The 19,255-nt window shown below is 71.0% G+C and carries 14 protein-coding genes; 10 read left to right on the top strand and 4 right to left on the bottom strand.

What is annotated here, in order from left to right; translation table 11 throughout:
- Positions 1-3 precede the first annotated feature (3 nt).
- Positions 4-1,485, top strand: coding sequence for an Asp-tRNA(Asn)/Glu-tRNA(Gln) amidotransferase subunit GatA (gene gatA, locus Aau02nite_RS31250; RefSeq protein ID WP_212992177.1), 1,482 nt, complete (start codon positions 4-6; stop codon positions 1,483-1,485).
- A gap of 2 nt (positions 1,486-1,487) precedes the next feature.
- Complete coding sequence (gene gatB / locus Aau02nite_RS31245) at positions 1,488-2,981, top strand: Asp-tRNA(Asn)/Glu-tRNA(Gln) amidotransferase subunit GatB (protein WP_212992196.1); 1,494 nt, start codon at positions 1,488-1,490, stop codon at positions 2,979-2,981.
- Positions 2,982-3,216: 235 nt separating this feature from the next.
- On the opposite strand, the gene Aau02nite_RS31240 is transcribed toward gatB, so the two are convergent.
- On the bottom strand, positions 3,217-4,845 hold the full coding sequence (locus tag Aau02nite_RS31240; RefSeq protein WP_212992176.1) for a metallophosphoesterase family protein: 1,629 nt from the start codon (positions 4,843-4,845) through the stop codon (positions 3,217-3,219).
- 51 nt (positions 4,846-4,896) lie between these two features.
- The gene (locus tag Aau02nite_RS31235; RefSeq protein ID WP_212992175.1) at positions 4,897-6,066 is read right to left on the bottom strand and encodes a PQQ-dependent sugar dehydrogenase; all 1,170 of its coding nucleotides are present in this window, start codon (positions 6,064-6,066) and stop codon (positions 4,897-4,899) included.
- A gap of 107 nt (positions 6,067-6,173) precedes the next feature.
- Between Aau02nite_RS31235 and Aau02nite_RS31230 the strand changes: the two genes are divergently transcribed.
- Positions 6,174-7,100, top strand: a complete 927-nt coding sequence (locus Aau02nite_RS31230) for a 2-hydroxyacid dehydrogenase (protein WP_212992174.1) — start codon at positions 6,174-6,176, stop codon at positions 7,098-7,100.
- Here the strand turns inward: Aau02nite_RS31230 and Aau02nite_RS31225 are convergent.
- A complete protein-coding gene (locus Aau02nite_RS31225) occupies positions 7,044-7,466 on the bottom strand; it encodes a PH domain-containing protein (RefSeq protein ID WP_438841186.1) in 423 nt (140 codons plus the stop codon). The two genes, Aau02nite_RS31230 and Aau02nite_RS31225, sit on opposite strands and share 57 nt — an antisense overlap.
- Positions 7,467-7,531: 65 nt before the next feature.
- Between Aau02nite_RS31225 and Aau02nite_RS31220 the strand changes: the two genes are divergently transcribed.
- The 3 genes from Aau02nite_RS31220 to Aau02nite_RS31210 all read left to right on the top strand — a co-directional run bounded on the left by Aau02nite_RS31220 (position 7,532) and on the right by Aau02nite_RS31210 (position 11,719).
- Complete coding sequence (locus tag Aau02nite_RS31220; protein WP_212992172.1) at positions 7,532-8,608, top strand: WD40/YVTN/BNR-like repeat-containing protein; 1,077 nt, start codon at positions 7,532-7,534, stop codon at positions 8,606-8,608.
- Complete coding sequence (locus Aau02nite_RS31215; RefSeq protein ID WP_212992171.1) at positions 8,608-8,883, top strand: ubiquitin-like small modifier protein 1; 276 nt, start codon at positions 8,608-8,610, stop codon at positions 8,881-8,883. The genes Aau02nite_RS31220 and Aau02nite_RS31215 overlap by 1 nt, the downstream gene beginning before the upstream one ends.
- Positions 8,884-9,097: 214 nt before the next feature.
- Positions 9,098-11,719, top strand: coding sequence for a putative bifunctional diguanylate cyclase/phosphodiesterase (locus Aau02nite_RS31210; RefSeq protein WP_246595577.1), 2,622 nt, complete (start codon positions 9,098-9,100; stop codon positions 11,717-11,719).
- Between the two features lie 167 nt (positions 11,720-11,886).
- Here the strand turns inward: Aau02nite_RS31210 and Aau02nite_RS31205 are convergent, their stop codons facing one another.
- Positions 11,887-12,906 (bottom strand): LacI family DNA-binding transcriptional regulator, encoded by a 1,020-nt coding sequence (locus tag Aau02nite_RS31205; RefSeq protein ID WP_212992170.1) that lies wholly within the window; start codon positions 12,904-12,906, stop codon positions 11,887-11,889.
- 304 nt (positions 12,907-13,210) lie between these two features.
- Here Aau02nite_RS31205 and Aau02nite_RS31200 point away from each other — a divergent pair, with 304 nt between their 5' ends.
- The 4 genes from Aau02nite_RS31200 to Aau02nite_RS31185 are packed head-to-tail and all read left to right on the top strand — an operon-like array spanning position 13,211 to position 18,869.
- Complete coding sequence (locus tag Aau02nite_RS31200; protein ID WP_212992169.1) at positions 13,211-14,500, top strand: ABC transporter substrate-binding protein; 1,290 nt, start codon at positions 13,211-13,213, stop codon at positions 14,498-14,500.
- Between the two features lie 60 nt (positions 14,501-14,560).
- The gene (locus Aau02nite_RS31195) at positions 14,561-15,559 is read left to right on the top strand and encodes a carbohydrate ABC transporter permease (RefSeq protein ID WP_212992168.1); all 999 of its coding nucleotides are present in this window, start codon (positions 14,561-14,563) and stop codon (positions 15,557-15,559) included.
- Positions 15,556-16,443 carry a carbohydrate ABC transporter permease gene (locus Aau02nite_RS31190; protein ID WP_212992167.1) on the top strand — a complete coding sequence of 296 codons (888 nt, stop codon included), beginning with the start codon at positions 15,556-15,558 and terminating at the stop codon, positions 16,441-16,443. The genes Aau02nite_RS31195 and Aau02nite_RS31190 overlap by 4 nt, the downstream gene beginning before the upstream one ends.
- A gap of 23 nt (positions 16,444-16,466) precedes the next feature.
- On the top strand, positions 16,467-18,869 hold the full coding sequence (locus Aau02nite_RS31185) for a glycoside hydrolase family 2 protein (RefSeq protein WP_212992166.1): 2,403 nt from the start codon (positions 16,467-16,469) through the stop codon (positions 18,867-18,869).
- The last annotated feature ends 386 nt before the right edge of the window (positions 18,870-19,255 follow it).

Raw genomic sequence — 19,255 nt, 5'->3', positions numbered from 1 at the left:
GCCGTGACTGACGTCACCAGGATGACCGCTGCACAGGTCGCCGGCCTGATCAGCAGCGGCGACGCATCCGCCGTCGAGGTCGCCACCGCGCACCTCGACCGGATCGCCGCCGTCGACGAGCGGGTGCATGCGTTCCTGCACGTGGACCGCGACGGGGCGCTGGCCGCGGCCCGCGCCGTCGACGAGAAGCGGGCGCAGGGCGAGGAGCTCGGGCCGCTGGCCGGGGTGCCGGTCGCGGTCAAGGACGTGATCGCCACCCGTGGCATCCCGACCACCGCCGCCTCCAAGATCCTCGAGGGCTGGAAGCCGCCGTACGACGCGACGGTCGTCGAGCGACTGCGCGCCGCCGGCACCGTCATGCTCGGCAAGACCAACATGGACGAGTTCGCGATGGGCTCCTCCACCGAGTATTCGGCCTACGGCCCCACCAACAACCCGTGGGACCTCGGGCGCATCCCCGGTGGTTCCGGCGGCGGCAGTGCCGCGTCGCTGGCCGCCTACGAGGCGCCGCTGGCGATCGGCACGGACACCGGTGGCTCCATCCGGCAGCCCGGTGCGGTCACCGGCACGGTCGGCGCCAAGCCGACGTACGGCGGCACGTCCCGCTACGGCCTGATCGCCTTCTCGTCCTCGCTCGACACCCCCGGCCCGTGCGCCCGGAACGTCGAGGACGCGGCGCTGCTGCACTCGGTCATCGCCGGGCACGACGTGCGTGACTCGACCTCCATCCCGCAGCCGGTGCCCGACGTCGTCGCGGCCGCCCGGCTCGGCGCCACCGGTGACCTCACCGGGGTCAAGCTCGGCCTGGTCAAGGAGTTCGCCGGCGAGGGCGCCGAGCCCGGTGTGCTGGCCGCCTTCCGCGAGTCGGTCGAAGCGCTGGTCAAGCTCGGTGCCGAGGTCGTCGAGGTCTCCTGCCCGCACTTCGAGTACGCGCTGCCGGCCTACTACCTCATCGCCCCCAGCGAGGCGTCGTCCAACCTGGCCCGCTTCGACGGCGTGCGCTACGGCCTGCGGGTCGGCGACGACGGCAACCGCTCGCTCGAAGAGGTCATGTCGCTGACCCGCGACGCCGGCTTCGGTCCCGAGGTCAAGCGCCGGATCATCCTGGGCACGTACGCGCTGTCCAGCGGCTACTACGACGCGTACTACGGCCAGGCCCAGAAGGTCCGCACGCTCATCACGCGCGACTTCACCACCGCCTTCGAGTCGGTCGACGTGCTGATCTCGCCGACCACGCCGTTCGTGGCGTTCCCGTTCGGCTCGCGTACGTCGGACCCGTACCAGATGTACCTGGCCGACCTCTACACCATCCCGACGAACCTCTACGGCGGGCCGGCCATCTCGGTGCCGTGCGGCCTGTCCGAGGGCCTGCCGGTGGGCTTCCAGGTGATGGCGCCGACCATGGCCGACGACCGGATGTACCGGGTCGCCGCCGCCCTCGAGTCCGCGGTCGGCACCCTGACCCCACCGACGCTGGAGGCGTGAGCATGACCACCACCGCGCTGCCCACCTACGAGGACGCGATCGCGCACTACGAGCCGGTCATCGGCCTGGAGACGCACGTCGAGCTGGGTACGAACACCAAGATGTTCTGCGGCTGCCCGACGGAGTTCGGCGCGGAGCCCAACACCCAGGTCTGCCCGGTCTGCCTGGGCCTGCCGGGCGCCCTGCCGGTGGCCAACCGCGCCGCCATCGAGGCCACCATCCGGATCGGCCTCGCGCTCAACTGCGACATCGCGCCGTGGTGCCGGATGGCCCGGAAGAACTACTTCTACCCGGACATGCCGAAGAACTTCCAGACCAGCCAGTACGACGAGCCGCTCTGCGTGGACGGCTACGTCGACGTGCAGATCGACGGCGAGACCTTCCGGGTCGAGATCGAGCGGGTCCACCTCGAGGAGGACACCGGCAAGTCGCTGCACGTCGGCGGGGCCACGGGGCGCATCCACGGCGCGACCGAGTCGCTGGTGGACTACAACCGGGCCGGCATCCCGCTGGTGGAGATCGTCACCAAGCCGGTTCCCGGCCTCGGCGCCCGGGCGCCCGAGGTCGCCAAGGCCTACGTGACCGAGCTGCGCGACATCATCCGCTCGCTGGACGTCTCCGACGTGCGCATGGAGCAGGGCTCGATGCGCTGCGACGTGAACACCTCGCTGAACCGTCCCGGTGACGAGTGGGGCACCCGTACGGAGACCAAGAACGTCAACTCGCTGCGCTCGGTGGAGCGTGCGGTCCGTTCCGAGATCATCCGTCAGGCGGGCCTGCTCACCGGGGGCACCCGGATCTTCCAGGAGACCCGGCACTTCCAGGAGACCACCGGTGACACCCGGCCGGGCCGGTCCAAGGAGACCGCGACCGACTACCGCTACTTCCCCGAGCCCGACCTGGTGCCGATCGCGCCCGACACGGCCTGGGTCGCCGAGCTCAAGGCGGCCCTGCCCGAGCTGCCCAGCGTCAAGCGGGCCCGGCTCGCCGAGGAGTGGGGCATCTCCGCGCTCGACATGCAGTCGGTGGCCAACGCCGGCGCGATCGAGCTGATCGAGGAGACCATCGCCGCGGGCACCAGCGCGGCCGGCGCCCGCAAGTGGTGGATGGGCGAGCTGGCCCGCCGGGCCAACGAGTCGGGCGTCGAGCTGGCCGCGGTCGGCGTGACGCCGGCCCAGGTCGCACAGCTGCAGGGCCTGGTCGACGAGGGCAAGCTCAACGACAAGCTGGCCCGTCAGGTGCTCGAAGGCGTCGTGGCCGGCGAGGGCGACCCGGCGGCGGTGATCGAGGCCCGCGGTCTGGGCGTCGTCTCCGACACGGGCGCGCTCACGGCAGCGGTCGACGAAGCCATCGCGGCCAACCCGGACATCGCGGCGAAGATCCGCGACGGCAAGGTGGCGGCGGCGGGCGCCCTGGTAGGCGCGGTCATGAAGACGACGCGCGGCCAGGCGGACGCCAAGACGGTCCGGGAGCTGATCCTCGCCCGGCTTTCCTGATTCCGTACGGCTTCATTCGGTACTGCCTTTTTCGGTACGGTCGGCGCCCGGTCCTGTGGCACACAGGCCGGGCGCTGCCGTCCCGGCCCGGTCACGCCGCTATCCGGGCGAAGGCGGTGGTCCAGCTCCTGGGGCTCGAGCTTCCGCTCAGCCTGGGCTCTCGCTCAGCCTGGGTCGCGGGTTGGCTTGGGCTGCCGGTCGGCGACGTGCTGGGGCAGGTGGTGGGGCCGGGGGGTCAGCGGCCGGGTGGCAGGCTGCCGTTGGGGCGGGTTTCCGGGGTCACGCCGCTGATGGCCGACGGGTCTGTGGTCGGTTCGGGTTCGTCCTTGCCGACGAGGTTGCGCTGCATCGTCACGTTCTGCTCGCCCGTGCCGCCCAGCTGGATGTCGTCGTAGGCCTTCAGCGTCTGGGTCTCGTCGAAGTACAGCACCGACATCATCAGCGGCGTCGGCTCTTCCTTCTCCAGGCCGCGCAGCCCCGCGCCACCGGTTGATCCCTGCACCAACATCCGGGTCTTCTGCGGCGGCTCTGTCACCCCGGCCGACGGGCTCGGTGCCGGTGCACTCGGCGGCGCCACTGACGACGACGGCGCCGGGGACGGTGCTGCCAGGACGCTCACCTCGCGCTTGTGCGTGTGGCCGGCCAGCACCAGCGGCACCACCCCGGACAGCGGCGGCGCCATCGCCGGGTCGTGCACCAGCGCCACGTCCACCTTCGTCTTCCCGCCGCGGATCGTCGTTGCCAGGCGTTCGCCGCTGGTCAGGAGCGGGGAGGAGACCAGTTCGTCGGCGTTGTCCGGCGGCGGGTCTTCGCTCTTGTCCGGCGTGAATTCCGGGTCGCCGATGCCCGCGAGCGTCAGACCGTTGATCGTCACCGTGGTGTCGTCGAGCACGATCGCGTTCTTCTGCCGGGCCACGGCCGCCTGGATCGCCAGTGAGTCGTGGTTGCCGCGCACGTAGACGTACGGCACCCCGAGCTGGCCGATGTCGCTCACGTACGAGGTCTCGGCGTTGCTGCCCCAGTCCACGATGTCGCCGGTGTCGACCACGGCGTCGATGTCCCACTGCTTCACGACCGTGCGGATCACGCCCCACGAGGTCGGGTTCAGGTGCAGGTCGGACACGTGCAGGAGCCGGGTCGTGTTGCCGGCCGGCTCGAAGACCGGCAGCGTCGACACCGTCGTGTAGATGCGGCTGACGTTGCTGACCAGCTGCTGGAGCTGGTCGGCGTACCGGCCGTAGTTGTCGGCGATGCGCCGCGCGTCACCGACCACCGCGGGCGCGTTGACCAGCAGCCCCTCGTATCTCGGCTCGCTGATCGAGTCGGGCCGGATCGTGCCCGCGGCCAGCCCCAGGCCGCCGCCGGTCACCACCAGCGCCAGCACCCCGGACGCCGCGACCCGCCGGATGTTGCGGAAGATCAGGGCCGACAGGATCAGCGCGCACACGATCGCCGCGCCGAGCGCGCGCAGCCCCAGCTGCAGCACGCCCTTGGTCACGTCGTCCACCGCCGACTGCCCGGCGGCGCTGATCGCCGTCGGGTCGTCGATCAGCGCCTCGGTGCGTTCCTGATCCAGCGAGCCCAGATCCACCTTGAGGTGGATGGGGCCGTCGTGGCTGTCGAGGTGCAGCGAGCCCAGCGGCGGGATCTGCACCTCGGTGCCGCCCTCGACCGACGGGCTGATCGACATGTCGGCCCGGAACGGGCCCACCGCGATCTCCGACTGGGCGAACAGCATCGTGCCGACGACGACGCCGGTGAGGCTGACGGTCACCACCGCCGCCCAGACGCTCAGGCGCCGCGCCCACGGCCGCTGCCAGGTCCGCCGGACCGCGGCGCGGGCACTCAGGATCTTCTTGTTCATGGTCAACGGCTCACCTGCCCCCGTGCGCTGGTCGTCAAACAGTGACGACGGTCAGCTCCGGCCGGCTCCGCCGTCGGAGAACACCAGCCGGATGATCTGGTCGTCGTCCGGTCCCGGCTCGGCGCCTTCCTCCCGGTTGGAGGTGGTGACCCAGAGCGAGCCGTCCGGGGCCGCGATCAGCCCGCGCAGCCGGCCGTACTCGCCGGCGAGCACCGACCGGGGCTGACCCAGCAGGGTGCCGTTGCCGGTCACGTCGACCATCCACACCCGCTGACCCAGCAGACAGGCCGTCGCGACCATGCTCTCCAGCACCGCCACGCCCGCGCAGGACGAGTCCGCGATCGGCCAGCTCACCATGGGAGCGGTGAGCTTGGCGTCCGAGCTCTCCCCGTCCGCCCTGGGCCAGCCGTAGTTCTTGCCCTTCTGGATCACGTTCAGCTCGCCGGCCTTCTTCTGGTCCGACTCGCTGGCGTACATCTTCTTGGCCGAGTCCCAGGCTATGCCCAGCACGTTGCGGTGACCGGACGACCAGACCGGCGAGTTCTTGATCGGATTGCCCGGGGCCGGCTTGCCGGCGGGGGTGATCCGCAGGATCTTGCCGCCGAGGCTCTTCGGGTTCGGCGCCTGGTTACCGGTCGGCGAGCCGTCGCCCGTGGTGACGTAGAGCATGCCGTCCGGGCCGAACGCCAGCTGACCGCCGTTGTCGTTCGCCGAGAGCGGGATGCCGGTGAGGATCGGCTGCGGCTTGCCCTCGAGCTTGAGCTTGGCGACGCGGTTGTCCTTGGCCGTCGAGTAGTAGACGAAGACGGTGGCGTCGGTCGCGTACTTGGGGGAGACCGCGATGCCGAGCAGGCCGCCGTCGCCGCCCGGCTCCGGCTCGGTGAGCCGCTGCACCTCGGTGACCTTGAGTCCCTCGGCGTCGGACTCGGGGCCGACCCGCAGGATGCGGGCGGTGTCCCGCTCGGTCACCAGGGCCGCGCCGTCGGGCAGGAAGGCCAGGCCCCAGGGCACCTCGAGGTCCTTGGCGAGGACCGTGGCCGCCGCGGTGGCCTCGCTGCTGCCGCCGCCGTCCGGGCCGGTGGAGGCCGACGGGGCCGGCAGGTTCGGCGGCTCGCCGGCCACGTCGGGGTCCGGCGGGCCGAAGCTGCACGCGGTGGTCAGGGCCAGTACGGCACCAAGTGTCACGGCGCCCGCTCGGAACCGGCGACTGCGCTGGATCACACGACCTCCTCGTTTCCCCGGTCCAGGGTAGCGGGGCCGGCTGGGACGTCCGGCACACCTGGATCAGTGGCCGGGCAACCGGGGCCCGGCGCGGCTAGGTTGGCACGGTGAAGGTCTGGATCGCCCACGAGAAGGGCCGCGAACTGCTCGGCGAGATGCCGGCCGGCGTCGAGGTCGAGGTCTGCGCCGATGTGGTCACGTTGCCGTCGGATCCCGCGGACGTGCGCTTCTGGGTGCCGCCGTTCAGCTCCACCGTGCGCGCTTCCGACCTGCTGCCGAAGCTCACCGGCCTGCAGGTCGTGCAGCTGCTCTCGGCCGGCGCGGACAACTGGGTCGCTCACGTGCCGGCCGGCGTGCAGCTGTGCGACGCGGCCGGGGTGCACGACGCGGCGGTTGCGGAATGGGTCCTGGGCGCGACGATCGGCTCGCTGCGGCAGTTCCCGGCCTTCGCCCGCGCCCAGCAGCGGCGGGAGTGGGCCCCGGCGGCGTTCACCCCCACCGCGGAGCTGACCGGCAAGCGGGTGCTGATCGTGGGTGCCGGTTCGATCGGCCGGGCCGTCGAGCGCCGGCTGACGCCGTTCGAGGTCACGGTGACCCGGGTGGCCCGCACCGCCCGTCCGGAGCAGGACGTGCACGGGGTCGACGAGCTGCCCGGCCTGCTGCCCCGGGCCGAGATCGTGGTGCTGCTGGTGCCGTTGACCGAGCAGACCCGCGGGCTGGTCGACGGGTCCTTCCTGGCGGCCCTGCCCGACGGGGCACTGCTGGTCAACGCGGCGCGCGGACCGGTCGTCGACACGGCGGCCCTGCTCACCGAGGTGGCCTCCGGGCGGATCGGCGCGGCGCTGGACGTCACCGATCCGGAGCCGCTGCCCGCCGGGCACCCGCTGTGGGAGCTGCCCAACGTCTTCATCACCCCGCACGTCGGCGGGGCCGTCGTGGGCCTGCTGCCGCGCGCCTACCGTCTGGCCGGGGAGCAGCTACGTCGGTTCGCCGCCGGGGAGCCGCTCGTCAACCGGGTCGTCGACGGCTACTGAATCGTCCCGCAGCTCCTGCCCGCCGGCCGCGATGACCGCGGGCAGGTTCGCCGTGGTGACCCCGGTCAGCCGGATCACCTTGCCGTCGGTGAGCAGGGCGGACACCCGGCCACGATCGTCCGGCCCGAGCTGGTCGACCCGGGACCACGGGATGTCGACGCTGCCGAAGAGCGCGCGTACCCGCAGGCCGGCCGGGCCCACGTCGGTGCCGGCCCGCAGCGCCCAGATCAGCACCGCCAGCGGGATCAGCATGACGGGGACCAGCAGCCAGCTGGCCCCGGCGAACGGGGCGGTCCCCACGAAGGCGATCAGCGCGGCGACCACGAGGGCGCCGGACTTGCGGACACGCAGGGCAGGTCGGCTCACGTTTTCCATCCTCGCACCCGGGCGATGCGGCGTTTTTGTCGGACCGGGCGGGGATACTGCTGTCCATGACCGAGCTGCTAGCCATCGGCACCAAGAAGGGCCTCTTCCTGGCCGTTAGCGAGGACGATCGGCAGAGCTGGAAAATCGGCTCCGCGCACTTCCCCGGCATGTCCATCTACGCCGTCGCCATCGACAACCGCGGTCCCGCGCCCCGCCTGCTGGCCGGGGTGGACAGCTCCCACTTCGGCCCCAGCGTCGCCGTCAGCGACGACCTGGGCGCCACCTGGCAGGAGCCCGACGCCGCCCCGCTCGCCTTCCCGGCCGACGCCGGCGCGGTGGTCGAGCGGGTCTGGCAGATCACGCCGGCCGGATCCGGCGTCGTCTACGCCGGGGTCCAGCCCTCCGCGCTGTTCCGCTCCGAGGACGGCGGCCGGACGTACGAGCTGGTCCGCGCCCTGTGGGACCACCCGCACCGGCCCGAGTGGGGTGCCGGCTTCGGCGGGCAGGCCGTGCACACCGTGCTGCCCCACCCCGACGACCCCGACCGCGTGCTGGTCGCCATGTCCACCGGCGGGGTCTACCGCACCACCGACGGCGGCGCGTCCTGGTCGCCGGCCAACACCGGCATCAAGGCCTACTTCCTGCCCGACCAGTGGCCCGAGTTCGGCCAGTGCGTGCACAAGGTGGCCCGCGACGGCGCCGACCCCGACACGTATTACGCGCAGAATCATCACGGCGTCTACCGCACGGTCGACGGTGGTGACACCTGGCAGTCCATCGCCGGGACGCTGCCGGCCGACTTCGGCTTCCCGATCGTCGCGCATCCCCGTCGCGGTGGCACGCTGTGGACGTTCCCGCTGGTCAGCGACGGGCAGCGGGAGCCAGTCGACCTGCGCTGCCGGGTGTTCCGCTCCACCGACGCGGGCGAGCACTGGGAGCCGCGGCAGGCCGGTCTGCCGGAGGAGCCGTTCTACCAGGTGGTGCTGCGCGACGCCATGTGCGCGGACGCCGCCGAGCCGGCCGGTGTCTACTTCGGCACCCGGTCCGGCGAGGTGTTCGCCAGCCGCGACGAGGGCGAGAGCTGGACGTCGGTGGCGACCCACCTGCCCGACGTGCTGTGCGTGCGGGCCGGGAGCGTCTGATGCCGACCGTGCTGGTCCCGGGGGTGCTGCGGGCCGAGGCGGGCGGCGCGGCGCACCTCGAGGTGGGAGACGGCGGCACGCTGGCCGCGGTCCTGGACGAGATGCGGGAGCGGTGGCCCCGGCTGGAACGAAGGATCCGGGACGAGAGCGGCGCGCTGCGGCGGTATGTGAACGTCTATGTGGACGGGGAGGACTGCCGCCGCTCCGGCGGCCTGGAAACGCCGGTCCCGGCCGGCGCCGAGATCCAGGTGCTCCCGTCGGTCGCGGGCGGCTGACCGAACCGGACGCCCGCCGGAGAAGGCGCGTGGAATCTTTCGGCTGGATTGCCCTGCGGCGGTCCATACCCGACGATCTCGACGTGCGAAGCGATACCGCGCGCACGTAACCTGTCCGGGGGACAGTCGTTATCCGGTGTGGGTGCAGTGACTTCCCTGGTCGCCGCCGCCTGCTCCGCCCAGCCTTCACCGTCCGCAGAGGATCACCCCCCACGTGGCAGTGCAGCCCACAGCGCGTACCGGCACCTGGCGTCACCGGGTGGCGTTCATGGCCGCCCCGGCGGTGGGTGCCCTCGTGCTGGTCGCGGGCCTGATCGGCCTGATCCCCGGCCTGGCCGCGCTGGCCGCCGGCGTAGGCGGGGTCGCTCTCTGGGCCACCGTGGTCCTGGTACACACCGCCCTCGCGATCCACCGCCGGGACGGCACGTTCGCGGCGTGCCGCGGCGCCGGGTACATCGGGATGGGCGCCCTGGCCACCGGGGCCACCACCGCGGTGCTCGTCGCCGACCCGCCCGGCCGGGGCATCTACGTCGCTGCCGGGCTGGGCGCGGCCGCGGTTGTCTACATTCTCGGCATCATGCTGCTGCCCGGTGCGGCCTCGACGGTGGCGATCCGGCTGCGGCGCGCGTTCGACGGCCTGGGTCTCGGTGTGGCCCTGGGCTTCGCGGCCTATCTGGTCACGCCGATGCAGCACACCCCGGTCACGGCCCTGATCTGTGTCCTGCTCGCCGCGGCCGGCATCTCGATCGTCACGGTCATCGTGCTGCGGGCCCGGCTGCACCGCCCGGCTGCGCTGCGCTGCGGGGCCGGCGCCATCCTCGTGCTGCTCTCCCTCTGTGTCGCCGCCAACCTCGTCCTGTCGGACCGTGCCGGCTGGATCGTGACTCTCTTCGGCCTGCCGATCGTGGCCGGGCTGGGTCTCACCGCGGAGGGCGGCTCCCGGCGCAACCTGCCCGCCGCACCCGTGCCGCGTGAGCAGGACCAATATCTCTCCGGCTATCCATTGCTCGCCGTGCCCGCCGGCATCGGGGTCGTCGCCGCGCTGTACCACCTCGCCTTCCGCGGAGAGTTCGACAAGACCGCCGTGCTGCTGGGCATCTCGATGGTCGCCGTGCTGACCATGCGCGAGTTGCTGGTGGTCAGGGACATCCGCCACTACACCGGGCAGTTGCGCACCAAGGAGGCGCACTTCCGCTCGCTGGTCGCCGGCGCCACCGATCTGACGCTGGTGCTCGACGAGAAGCTCACCGTGCGCTGGCAGTCACCGGCCGCGGCGCGGCTCTTCGGTCTCGCCGACTCCGAGGTCATCGGGCGCACGTTCCTGCAGCTCATCCACCCCGAGGACGTTCCCGGCGCGCAGGCCGGCCTGGAGACGCTGCTCTCCGGCGAGTACGGCGACGGCCCACCGGCCCTGCTGAACGCCCGGATCCGCGACGGGCACGGGATGTGGCGCGACACCGAGTCCACGGTGGCCGACCAGCGTTCGGTGCCCGAGGTGGCGGCCCTGGTCGTGCACGTCCGGGACGTCGGCGAGCGCCGGCACCTCGAACGCACCCTGCACCGGCTGTCCTACACCGACCAGCTCACCGGCCTGGCCAACCGGCGGGCGCTGATGCGTGACCTGCTCGATCACCGGCGCCGTGCGGGACAGCACGGCACCCTGCTGGTGATCGACCTGCACGGGCTGGCCGAGATCAACGACAGCAAGGGCCGGGAGATCGGCGACGCCGTCCTGATCCAGGTGGGCCGGCGGATCCGCGGCCTGCTCGCCGAGGACGACGTGGCCGCCCGCCTGGGCGGTGACGAGTTCGCGGTGCTGACGAGCGACGGTGCGGTGCTCGCGTACGCGCTGGCCACCCGGATCGTGACGCTGCTGATGGAGCCGTACCAGCTGCCCGGCACGATCGTCGAGCTGCACACCAGCGTCGGGCTGGCCGAGCTGACCGGCGGCAGCGACTCCGAGGAAGTGCTGCGCCACGCCGACCTGGCGCGCAGCCGGGCCCGGCAGCTCGGCCACGACCGCGTCGAGTGGTACGACACCGACATCGAGATGCAGCTGCACCGCCGGATGGACCTGGAGCGTGAGCTGCTCGGCGCCGTCGAGCGCGGCGAGCTCGACCTGGTTTTCCAGCCCGTCGTCTCGCTGCGCGACGAGCAGACGGTGGGCGTGGAGGCGCTGCTGCGCTGGCGGCACCCGAAGCTGGGCACGATCATGCCCGCCGAGCTGCTGCCGATCGCCCGTGCGGTCGGCTGCGCGGCCGAGCTGGACGAGTGGGTGCTCGACGCCGCCTGCCGCCACCTGGCCGGCTGGAGCGCGGGCGGCACCGACTTCTGGCTGTCGGTGAACGTGTCGCCCCGCGAGCTGCTGACCGCCCGCTTCCCGGAACGGGTGGCGGAGATCCTCGCCCGCCACGAGCTGGAACCGGAACGGCTGGTCGTGGAGGTCCAGGAGACCTGGGTCGCCGAGGACCTGCCGGCGATAGTGGCTTCGCTGACCGGCCTGCGCAAGCTCGGTGTCCGGGCGGCGCTGGACGACTTCGGCGCGGGCCAGGCCTCGCTGTCCCACCTGCGCCGGCTGCCGGTCGACATGCTCAAGCTGGACCAGGTCCTGGTGAACACCCCGCCCGAGCCGGCGGTCGGCCCGGCGGTGATCGACGTGGTGGTCAGCCTGGGCCGCCGGCTGGGCCTGGAGACGGTGGCCAAGGGCCTGGAGACGGCGGAGCAGATCGAGCGGGCCCGCCACGCCGGCTGCCTCTACGGGCAGGGATTCGCGCTCGCCCGGCCGGCGCCGGCGGAGCGCATGGAAGCGTATCTGGATACGCACCGGGCGTCCTGAGAACGCGGATCGGGCAGATCCAGGGCGAAACCTGTCGTGCCCGGTTGCATGGCACCGACCGTCGCTCATTGCCGAGACCGGGCGGGGGCGACCAATCGCCTGGCGGCTCATCAGCGAGCTCATGAGCGGCCACCCCCACCCTGCCAGGTCCGTGCGTGGCGAAACCGTCAGTTCTCGCGGGGCGGGGCGGTGCTTCCGCGGGGGGTCAGGTGGGCGGTTCCCTCTTCGACGTCGCCGACCGGCTCGCCGGCTATCGCGGCCAGGAGCTGACGGGCCGCGTGCGCCCCGTAGGCGGCGATGTCCCTGCTCAGGGCGGTCAGCGGCGGGTGGACCAGGGAGCACAGCGGGGAGTCGTCCCAGGCCACGATCGACAGATCGCCCGGCACCGACAGGCCCATCTCCTGCGCCACCGACAGGCCCGCCACGGCCATCACGTCGTTGTCGTAGATGATCGCGGTCGGGCGTTCCGCGTTGATCAGCAGGCGGCGGGTCGCCCGGCCGCCCTCCTCGCCGGTGTAGTCCGACGGCACCGTGATCGCCTCGCTCAGGCCGAGCTTCGCGCAGACCTCGGTGAACGCCCGGGTGCGGGTCTGCGTGTGCAGCAGATCGGGCAGGCCGCCGACCCGGGCGATGCGCCGGTGCCCGAGCGCCATCAGGTAGCCGACCGCTTCGGTGATGGCGCCGGCGTCGTCGGACCAGAGCTGGGCCAGTTCGCCGGTGTCGCCGGGACCGCCGATCACCACCGCGGGTAACTGCAGCTCGTTCAGCACCGGGATGCGGATGTCGTTCTCCCGCAGGTCGGTCACGAACACCCCGTCGACCCGGCGCTCGCCCCACCACCGGCGGTAGACCTCGGTCTCGGTCTGCGGGGTGGCCACCACCTGCAGGGTCAGCGCGTACGACCGGGCGGCCAGCTCCTGCTCGAAGCCGCTGATCAGGCCCATGAAGAACGGCTCGATGCTCAGTATGCGGGCGGGCCGGCACAGGGTGAGTCCGACCGCCCGGGCGCTGGCCCCGGAGAGGGCGCGCGCGGCGCTGTTGGGGTTGAAGCCGATCTCCTGCGCGATGGCCACGATGCGCTGACGGGTCGCGTCGGAAACGCCGGGTTGCCCGTTCAGCGCGTACGACACCGCCCCTTTGGACACGCCCGCTTTGCGCGCGATGTCGGCGATCGTCGGCCGCTTCACTCGGGTCGCCTCTCTCTGCCAGGAACATCGCCAGTGGAGCGCTCTCACGCTACCTCGCTCCGCCAGGCCGCTGGTGAGGGCCGGGAACTTGATCGGTTAAGTGTTGCAGACCACAAGCGATCACGTAACCCCGCGGAAGCATACTGGCGGTTTTGTCCAACTTTACGGGTGCTTACAGCGGTTGGTAACGGGCAGAGACATCACCGTGAAACACGCTCTTGACACCGGGTGAGCCACGTCATACGGTCGCGTCACTTATCCGGTTCAGTAAATTCACACAGCACTTTCCCTGGGTGGAGGAGTAATGGAACGGTTCGCCAAGCGGGGCGTGGCGCTCGTCGCCGCCGGCCTTGCCGGAAGCCTGGTTCTTGCGGGCTGCAGTGGCCAGGACCTGGAGGGTGGCGGCAGCGACAACGCCTCCCAAGGGCAGATCACCCTGAAGGTCAACTTCTGGGGCGACATGGGTCTCGACAAGCTCAAGACCCAGTACGAGAAGGACAACCCGAACGTCAAGATCGTGCTGAACTCGGGCGAGTACAACGCCCAGCACGAGGACCTGCAGAAGAAGCTGGTCGCCGGCACGGGTGCCCCGGACATCTCCGCGGTCGACGAGGGCTTCATCGTCCAGTTCCGTGGGCAGAGCGACAAGTTCGTCAACCTGCTCGACAAGGGCGCGTCGAGCTACGAGGCGAAGTACCTGCCGTGGAAGTGGCAGCAGTCGCTGTCCACCGACAAGAAGACCCAGATCGGTCTCGGCACCGACGTGGGCGGCCTGGCCATGTGCTACCGCTCCGACCTGTTCAAGGCGGCCGGCCTGCCGACCGACCGTGAGTCGGTTTCGAAGCTCTGGACCACCTGGGACGACTTCATCAACGTCGGCAAGCAGTACGTCGACAAGACCGGCAAGAAGTTCGTCGACTCCGGCACCAACATGTTCAACCCGGTGCTCGCCCAGCAGCCGCAGGGCTTCTACGACGAGTCCGAGCAGCTGCAGATGGACGCCGGCCCCAAGGTCGCCTTCGACGTCGCGATGAAGACGATCGACGCCGGCCTCTCGGCCAACCTCGCCAGCTTCCAGCCCAACTGGGACCAGGGTTTCAAGAAGGACCAGTTCGCCGTGCTGGCCTGCCCGGCGTGGATGCTCGGGCACATCCAGACGACCGCGCCCAACCAGAAGGGCAAGTGGGACATCGCCACGATCCCCGGCGGCGGCGGTAACTGGGGTGGTTCCTGGTGGACCATCCCGAAGCAGGGCAAGAACGCCGACGAGGCGTACAAGTTCGTCGAGTGGATGGTCCAGCCGGCGCAGCAGATCGAGGTCTTCAAGACCGTCGGCAACCTGCCCTCGCAGCCCGCGCTCTACAAGGACCCCGCGGTGCTGGAGTACAAGAAGGAGTTCATGAGCAACGCGCCCACCGGGCAGATCTTCGCGTCCACCGCGGAGGGCCTGAAGCCGCAGTACCTGGGCAAGAAGAACGGCCCGACCCGGGTCGCGGTGGAGAACGTGATCACCCGCGTCCAGCAGGGCTCGCTCAAGTCCAACGCGGCGTGGCCGGAGGCGGTCAAGGCGGCCCAGAAGGCAGCCACTTCTTAAAGCGAAACGACGGCGGGGCGGCCCGGGTGGCCGCCCCGCTGCTCCCTGGAAGGAGTGGCCGTGTCCCTCACCCGTAGCGCGCCGCCGGCCGCGAGTCCCGAACCGGCGCAACGCCGCGCCGCCAAGTCCGCGCCCAAGCAACGCAACTGGCTCCACCGCTTCGACAACAAGCGCGTCCCGTACCTGTTGATCTCGCCGTTCTTCCTGCTCTTCGCGATCTTCGGGCTGTTCCCGATCGTCTTCAACGGCATCGTCGCGCTGCGCAACTGGCGGCTCGACGACCCCACCCTGACCGGCTGGGCCGGCCTGGCGAACTTCGAGAAGCTGATCCACGACGAGGCCTTCTGGAACGCGCTGGGCAACACCTTCGGCATCTTCATCCTGGCCACCGTGCCGCAGCTGCTGATCGCGCTGATGGTGGCCAACCTGCTCAACCGCAAGCTGCGCGGCAACACCTGGTGGCGGGTCGGGGTGCTGCTGCCGTACGTGACCCCGGTGGCCGCGTCGACGCTGGTCTTCGCCGTCTTCTTCGCCCGCGACAACGGCATGGCCAACTGGCTGCTCTCACTGGTCGGCTTCGGCCAGGACACCCCGCTGGACTGGCGGGCGTACAAGTGGAGCTCCTGGATCGCCATCGCCACGATGGTCAACTGGAAGTGGATCGGCTACAACGCCCTGCTCTACCTGTCGGCGATGCAGTCCATCCCGAAGGACGTCTACGAGGCGGCGGCCGTCGACGGCGCCGGGCCGTGGCGGCAGTTGTGGCGCATCACCGTGCCGATGATCCAGCCGGTGCTGATCTTCACGGTGGTCCTGTCGACCATCGGTGGCCTGCAGCTCTTCAACGAGCCGATGCTCTTCGAGGAGAACCCCGCGGCCGCGTCCGGCGGCTCGAACGGGCAGTGGCAGACCATCGCCCAGCTGATCTACAAGGTCGGCTGGAAGGACCTCAACCTCGGATACGCGGCCGCCATGTCGTGGGCGCTGTTCGTGATCATCCTCATCGTCGCCGCCCTGAACGCCCTGGCGACGAACCGCCTCGGAGGAGGACGCCGATGACCGCCACCGCACCGCGGCTGAAGCCACGCCGCCGGGCCGAGATCGGCCGCGCACCCCAGGACACCGGCGGGAACTGGCGCACGTACCTCGCCCTGGTGGCCGTGCTGGCGCTGTCGGCGTTCCCGCTCTACTGGATGTTCGTCATCGCCACGAGCACTGACGAGGCCGTCTCGTCGATCCCGCCGACGGTGGTCCCCGGCGGGGAGTTCATGAACAACCTGCGTGAGGTCTTCACCCTGCAGCAGGTGTACTTCGCCGCGTCGCTGATCAACAGCTTCATCGTCGCCTTCGTGGTGACGGCGTCCACGCTGTTCTTCTGCTCGCTGGCCGGTTTCGCGTTCGCCAAGCTGCGTTTCCCGGGCCGCGACAAGCTCATGATCGTGGTGATCCTGACCCTGACGGTGCCCAACCAGCTCGGCATCGTCGCGCTGTACATCCTGATGGGCAAGCTGGGCTGGAACGGGACCCTGCTGTCGGTCATCGCGCCGTTCCTGGTGAGCGCGTTCGGCGTCTTCTACATGCGGCAGTTCATCATGCACGCGGTGCCGGACGAGCTGATCGAGTCCGCCCGCATGGACGGCGCCCTGACCATGCGGGTGTACTGGAGCATCGTGCTGCCGGCGATCCGGCCGGCGCTGGCGGTGCTCGGCCTGCTGACCTTCGTGGCGACCTGGAACGAGTTCCAGTGGCCCCTGATCCAGCTCAACGGCACCGAGTTCCCCACCTCGATGGTGGCCCTGTCCGACCTCGCCAGCGGTAACTACGTCATCTACCGCCGGGTGCTCGCGGGTGCCTTCGCCGCCACGGTTCCGCTGCTCGTGCTGCTCGTTCTCGGTGGACGGCAGATCGTGCGAGGGATCATGGAAGGCGCCGTCAAGTCCTGACCGCGGGACGAATAAGGAGAAGCGTGACCTCGTACCGACCTCTGCACGAGGGTTGGGCGCTCAGCGGCGGCGACGTGGACAGCGTCGCCGCCACCGTGCCCGGCTGTGTGCACACCGACCTGCTCGCCGCGGGCCTGATCGACGACCCGTACCTGGACGAGAACGAGAAGAAGCTCGCTTGGATCGGGCGCACCGACTGGGTCTACGACACCGTGTTCCAGCACGAGCCGGGCGCCGGCCGCACGGACCTGGTCTGCGCCGGGCTCGACACCGTCGCCACCGTCGTACTCAACGGCGTCGAGCTGGGCCGCACGGCCAACCAGCACCGCGGCTACCGCTTCGACGTGCGGGACGCGCTGCGCGCCGGTGAGAACCAGCTGCGGATCCACTTCACCTCGGCGTACAGCTACGCCGAGGCGCACCGGGACCGGCTCGGCGACCGGCCGAACGCCTATCCCGAGCCGTTCAACTTCATCCGCAAGACGGCCTGCAACTTCGGCTGGGACTGGGGCCCGACGCTGGTCACCGCGGGCATCTGGCAGGAGATCGGCCTTCAGAACTGGTCGCTGGCCCGGCTGGCCGAGGTGCGCCCGCAGGTCACCGTGGCCGGCGGCGTGGGCACGGTCGAGGTGCGCGTGCGCCTCGAGCGGGAGACCCCCGGGCCGGTCACCCTCACCGCGACCGTCGCCGGCGAGCGGGTGGAGACGACCACGGAGGGCGACGAGGCCGTCCTCTCGCTCACCGTGCGCGATCCTGAGCTCTGGTGGCCCATCGGGTACGGGGCCCAGCCGCGTTACGACCTCGAGGTGACGGCGTCGGGGCCGGACGGCGACCTGGACAGCTGGTCGCGCAAGGTCGGCTTCCGTGACGTGCGGATCGATACGTCGCCGGACGCCGGTGGCAGCGCGTTCACCCTGCTCGTCAACGACATCCCGATCTTCGTGCGGGGCGTCAACTGGATCCCCGACGACGTCTTCGCCAACCGGGTCACCCGCGAGCGCCTGGCCGCCCGCTTCGCCCAGGCGATCGACGCGAACGTCAACTACCTGCGGATCTGGGGCGGCGGCCGGTACGAGTCCGAGGACTTCTACGACCTCGCCGACGAGCTCGGGCTGATGGTGGGGCAGGACTTCCTGTTCGCCTGCGCGGCGTACCCGGAGGAGGAGCCCTTCGCCTCCGAGCTGGCGGCCGAGGCCCGCGAGCAGGTGGTCCGGCTGGCCTCGCATCCCAGCCTGATGATGTGGACCGGCAACAACGAGAACATCTGGGGCCACGAGGACTGGGACTGGAAGGCGGCGCTCGGCGACAGGTCGTGGGGCGCGGGCTACTACTTCGACGTGCTGCCGGGCATCGTCGCCGCCGAGGACCCGAGCCGGCCGTACTGGCCGGGCAGCCCCTACTCGGGCCGCGACGACAAGCACCCCAACGATCCGGCGTACGGCACCATGCACATCTGGGACGTGTGGAACACCGACGACTACACCAAGTACCGCGAGTACCGGCCGCGGTTCGTCGCCGAGTTCGGTTACCAGGCACCTCCGGCGTACGCGACCCTGCGCCGGGCCATCTCCGACGAGCCGCTGACCCACGACTCGCCGGGAATGCAGGCGCACCAGAAGGCCGCCGACGGCGACGCCAAGCTGCAGCGCGGCCTCGACGCCCACCTGCCCGCGCCGCGCGACTTCGACGACTGGCACTACCTGACCCAGCTGAACCAGGCCAGGGCGCTGTCGCTCGGGATCGAGCATTTCCGGTCGTTGCGCCCGCACTGCATGGGCACGATCATGTGGCAGCTCAACGACTGCTGGCCGGTCACGTCCTGGGCGGCCGTGGACGGCGACGGCCGCAAGAAGCCGCTCTGGTACGCCCTGCTCCGCTCCTTCGCCCCGCGACTGCTGACCGTGCAGCCCCGGGACGGCGGTCCGGCCCTGGTGGCGGTCAACGATTCGCTCGAGCCGTGGACGGTGTCGGCGGTTGTCTCCCGCCGTACCCTCGACGGGCTCGTGCTGGCCGAGATGACGGTCGACGCGACCGTCGCACCGAACTCGGCCACGACGCTGCCGCTGTCCGCGGAGGTCGGCGAAGCCGCCGACGCGACGCGGGAGGTACTGACCGCCGTCGCCGGGTCGCACCGGGCCTGGTGGTTCTTCGCGGAGGACAAGGACATCGCCTGGCCGCCGGCGAAGTTCGACGCCGTCTTCGAGGCGGTCGGCCCGGACGCGCGGGTGAAGATCACCGCGCACCACATCCTGCGGGACCTGACCCTGTCACCGGACCGCCTGGACCCGGCGACCGAGGTGGACGAGGCGGGGGTGACGCTGCTGCCGGGCGAGTCGGCGACGTTCATCATCCGCGGCGGTGCCGGGCTGGAACCCACGGCCCTGACCACCCGCCCGGTCCTGCGCAGCGTCAACGATCTGACCTGACCACCGGCGCCGCCGCGTCCAGCCGGGGGAAACACCGGGCGCGGCGGCCCCTCGCCACGCAGTTGCGCCCCCAGCCGCGCGGCGCCGGAGGGCAGCCGGTTGCCCCGCTCGACCTCGGCCCCCAGCGCGCCGGTGGCCGCCCGGAAAGTCCCCGGCGTGCAGGGCGGCATCAACCCGGGCCGGCAGCTCGGACCGCACGCAGCCGGCCGCCTGCACCAGCTCGAGCGACGTAGAAGGTCATGTTTCCCACCCTTCGCAGCCGCCCGATCACGGAAACACAACCGCCCACAGGGGAGTCGAACCGGTTGCCGGTCGCTCCTGGGATTAAAGGCTGTGATTTCGATGATCGCTATTCCCTTCCGGTGCCGGGTGGGCCAAGGTGGTCG

This window comes from Actinoplanes auranticolor (assembly GCF_018332655.1).
GTDB classification, from domain to species: Bacteria; Actinomycetota; Actinomycetes; order Mycobacteriales; family Micromonosporaceae; genus Actinoplanes; species Actinoplanes auranticolor.
This window is presented reverse-complemented; position numbering and strand designations above follow the sequence as displayed.

What these genes read in the sequence shown, in the direction of transcription:
- gatB (WP_212992196.1), top strand. Translation starts at nt 1,488, where the DNA reads ATGACCACCACCGCGCTGCCCACCTACGAGGACGCGATCGCGCACTAC.
- Aau02nite_RS31240 (WP_212992176.1), bottom strand. Translation starts at nt 4,845, where the DNA reads ATGAACAAGAAGATCCTGAGTGCCCGCGCCGCGGTCCGGCGGACCTGG.
- Aau02nite_RS31220 (WP_212992172.1), top strand. Translation starts at nt 7,532, where the DNA reads ATGACCGAGCTGCTAGCCATCGGCACCAAGAAGGGCCTCTTCCTGGCC.
- Aau02nite_RS31215 (WP_212992171.1), top strand. Translation starts at nt 8,608, where the DNA reads ATGCCGACCGTGCTGGTCCCGGGGGTGCTGCGGGCCGAGGCGGGCGGC.
- Aau02nite_RS31200 (WP_212992169.1), top strand. Translation starts at nt 13,211, where the DNA reads ATGGAACGGTTCGCCAAGCGGGGCGTGGCGCTCGTCGCCGCCGGCCTT.
- Aau02nite_RS31190 (WP_212992167.1), top strand. Translation starts at nt 15,556, where the DNA reads ATGACCGCCACCGCACCGCGGCTGAAGCCACGCCGCCGGGCCGAGATC.